The following is a 2,986-nucleotide window of genomic DNA, read 5'->3' as shown; positions in this document are numbered from 1 at the left end:
GGAATGCGGCATCGCCCTCGAAATCGTCCGCAGGACAAATGCCCGATCAGGATCGGTTCCCGTCCGAGCGTCGGCTGGCTGGTCTCGGCACGGCATAGAGTTCCAGGCGATGGCGGACGAGGCGGTAACCGAGCCGCCGGGCGATCTCCTCCTGCAATCGCTCGATCTCGGCATTCCGGAACTCGATGACCGCACCGGTCTCAAGGTCGATCAGGTGATCATGGTGGGTTTTCGACGCCCGCTCGTACCGGGCGTGGCCGTCACGGAATTCATGCCGTTCAACGATGCCCTCCGATTCCAGGCGCCGTACCGTCCGGTAGACGGTGGCGAGCGCGACATGCGGGCATTGCGTCACCACGCGGCGGTGCAGTTCGAACACGTCGGGATGATCCTGGGCGTCCGAGAGAACCTGAGCGATCAGGCGGCGCTGGCCCGTCAGTCTCATCCCCTTCGCGCGACACTGGGCCTCGATGCGGTTCGTCTCCGACAAGGCAGCGAATGCCCGCGAGCCCCGGGCCCATGCACGTGTCTTCCGGTTACTCTCGATGCTGGCGCCCGGAGTTCCCGGGCCTGAATGCTTCGTCCCGCGAGCCGTCATCGAACCAGTCCCCGTTTGCTAAACCTTCACCAGGACGGCGGTGGCATACATCAGCGAAAGACCTGCCATGAGCCCGCCGATTACGCTGACAGGAACCGACCCGGTTTTCCATCGGGCGTCCAGACGCCAGAGATAGACGCCAACCTCCACGATAACCTGAAGAATGGCCCCGGCTCCGATGGCCAGCGCCAGGGCCGCCCAGTGCGGGCTGTAGGCGAGGCTGCCGAACCACATGCCCAGAATGGCCGGGGCGCCAGCCAGCAGGGCCAGCCAGACGAAGGCGGACAGCGGCGGCGGCTCCTTCACCAGCGGCGCGGCGATCCCGATGCCTTCGGTGATGTTGTGCAGCGTGAAGCCGAGCACGAGGAAGGTGCCGAGCCCTGCGGCTCCGGCCGTGAAGGCCGCTCCGATGGCGAGGCCCTCACCGAGGTTATGCAGGCCGATCCCGAGCGCGATGGCTGTTGCCAGCCCCAGTCCGGTCGGGGTGCCTCGACGGCGGCCGATGACCCACAGCAGGAGAAAGCTGACGATAGCCGCGAGCACTACCATCACATGGCCCTGAAAGGCGGCCGCCGCCTCCCCCGCGAGCTCAAGCGCATCCTCGAGCGAGTCGACGAACAGGAAGGCGAGCAGGCCAGTGGTGAGGGCGAGCAGAAAGCTCATCCCCTGAGACCCGACTCCGCGCAGTACCGGGTAGAACATCAGGCCGATCGCAACCGGCACAATGCCGACAAAAGCTCCGAGCATGGCTTGCGGCACGAGCTGGCTCGAGTGGGCCTCAGGGGTCCGCACGGCCACCGGGATCTCATGATCGAAAGTGGTTCCCGTCTTCGTCACCACCCGGACCGCGTGCGCTTCGCCAAGGGTCCAGGGGAAAGGAACGTGGATCCAGGCGGTCGCGAGCCGGGCAAGGTCGCCCGGCGGGTTCTGGGTGAAGGTCCAGTACGCATCGTCCACCTGCACCTGGGCGATGGTCATCGGCTCGGAGCCGCCGGCCCGCACGAGGAGGTGGATGCCGGTGTCGTCGAGGATGCGGCGTTCGAACGTCAGTCGCTCGACGGGCGGCGCGCCGTTGTTGAAGGCCCGCAACGGATCGGACACCACGAGCCAGGTGGCCGCCAGCCCGAGGAGGAACAAGGGCAGCATGATCCACAGCGCGACGGCATATCCCGACCGCGCCGCCGCCCGGCCCGGCGGAGCGACAACCAATTCGGGACCCGCGCGATCGTTCATGCCGCGGCCTCCACGACATCGAACATGCCCATCCAGCCGAGCTCGGTGAACTCGGACTGGTGGGCGTGGAACATGTACAAGCCCGTCTCGTGCTCGCGGTAGGTGAATTCCAGGATGCCGCGCTGCGCCTGGCACTGCATGACCGTATCGATGGTCCGGAGCGTCGGCGTCAGGGTCGTGCCGTGATCGTAGTAGTCGAAGAAGTTGCCGTGCAGATGCAGCGAGTTGATCGGGTCGAACTCGACCACGTTGACGAGGTAGATCCGGACCGGCTTGCTGCGGATGACCGTGATCGGGTGCTTGGCATAGTGATGCGCCACCGTGTTGACGGCGTAGACCTCGTTCTCACCGTCGAAGTTGGTGTCGAAGGCATTCATCACCATGACGAATTCCTGCCACTCCCGGTTCTCGCGCGTGCCGAGGAGGCGGGAACGGGCCACCTCGGCCAGCTTGGGATGGCGCGCCGGATCGGGATCGATGACGAAGGCGCCATACATGCCCTTGTGGATGTGCCGCTTCAGCGGCAGGGCATGGCAGTGGTAGAGGTGGCATCCAAAGGGGAAGGCATTGAACTCGTACGTGAACTCCTCGCCGGCGCCGATCTCCCCGGCGCCCAGGATGCCGTCCATCCGAGCCGAGTGGATGCCGTGGAAATGGATGGAGTGACGGTGCGAGCCGTTGTTCCGGAACACAATGCGGACGCGGTCGCCTTCGGTGACGCGAAGGCTTGGACCGGGGACCCGGCCATTGTAGGTCCAGGCCGGGAAGAAGATGCCCGGCGCGATCTCGATCTCCTTGTCCTCGCCGGTGATCTCGAAGGTTCGCAGCGTGCGTCCGTCCGGCAGCGATGAGACCGTCCCGGTGTCCCAATCGGTCAGGAGCGATGTGGGGTCGAAGCCGTTGAGGACACCATCGACATCACCGACTGTGATCATGTTGCCATGGGCGCCGTGGTCATCGGTCGCCTTCGCGCCACGGGGCGGCGTTGAGAGGGTATGTCCCGTGTGCGAACTCTGACCGCTCGCGGCGACCACGCTGAGCAGGGAACCGCTTGCCGTGGCAAGGCCGCCCCAGAGAAGGTGGCGTCGGTCGAGGGTCTCTTGCAGCCAGCGACGCATGGCGCATGTCCTTGTCGCTCTTGCGAAGCATTTGCAA

The 2,986-nt window shown here is 65.5% G+C and carries 3 protein-coding genes; all 3 read right to left on the bottom strand.

Going from position 1 to position 2,986, the window contains the following annotated elements; genetic code table 11:
• Positions 1 to 46: 46 nt before the first annotated feature.
• On the bottom strand, positions 47 to 445 hold the full coding sequence (locus tag FS320_RS40895) for a Fur family transcriptional regulator (RefSeq protein ID WP_244627717.1): 399 nt from the start codon (positions 443 to 445) through the stop codon (positions 47 to 49).
• Positions 446 to 616: 171 nt separating this feature from the next.
• On the bottom strand, positions 617 to 1,831 hold the full coding sequence (locus tag FS320_RS40890; RefSeq protein WP_202882960.1) for a ZIP family metal transporter: 1,215 nt from the start codon (positions 1,829 to 1,831) through the stop codon (positions 617 to 619).
• The gene (locus FS320_RS40885; RefSeq protein ID WP_152718261.1) at positions 1,828 to 2,949 is read right to left on the bottom strand and encodes a multicopper oxidase domain-containing protein; all 1,122 of its coding nucleotides are present in this window, start codon (positions 2,947 to 2,949) and stop codon (positions 1,828 to 1,830) included. Before FS320_RS40885 ends, FS320_RS40890 begins: the two co-directional genes overlap by 4 nt.
• Positions 2,950 to 2,986: the final 37 nt, after the last annotated feature.

It is taken from the genome of Microvirga tunisiensis, assembly GCF_009296175.1.
Classification (GTDB): domain Bacteria; phylum Pseudomonadota; class Alphaproteobacteria; order Rhizobiales; family Beijerinckiaceae; genus Microvirga; species Microvirga tunisiensis.
The sequence above is the reverse complement of the archived record's forward strand: the minus strand, read 5'-3'. Positions and strand labels throughout refer to the sequence as shown.

Coding starts and splice junctions, on each gene's coding strand:
- FS320_RS40890 (WP_202882960.1), bottom strand. CDS start 1,831: ATGAACGATCGCGCGGGTCCCGAATTGGTTGTCGCTCCGCCGGGCCGG.
- FS320_RS40885 (WP_152718261.1), bottom strand. CDS start 2,949: ATGCGTCGCTGGCTGCAAGAGACCCTCGACCGACGCCACCTTCTCTGG.
- FS320_RS40895 (WP_244627717.1), bottom strand. CDS start 445: ATGAGACTGACGGGCCAGCGCCGCCTGATCGCTCAGGTTCTCTCGGAC.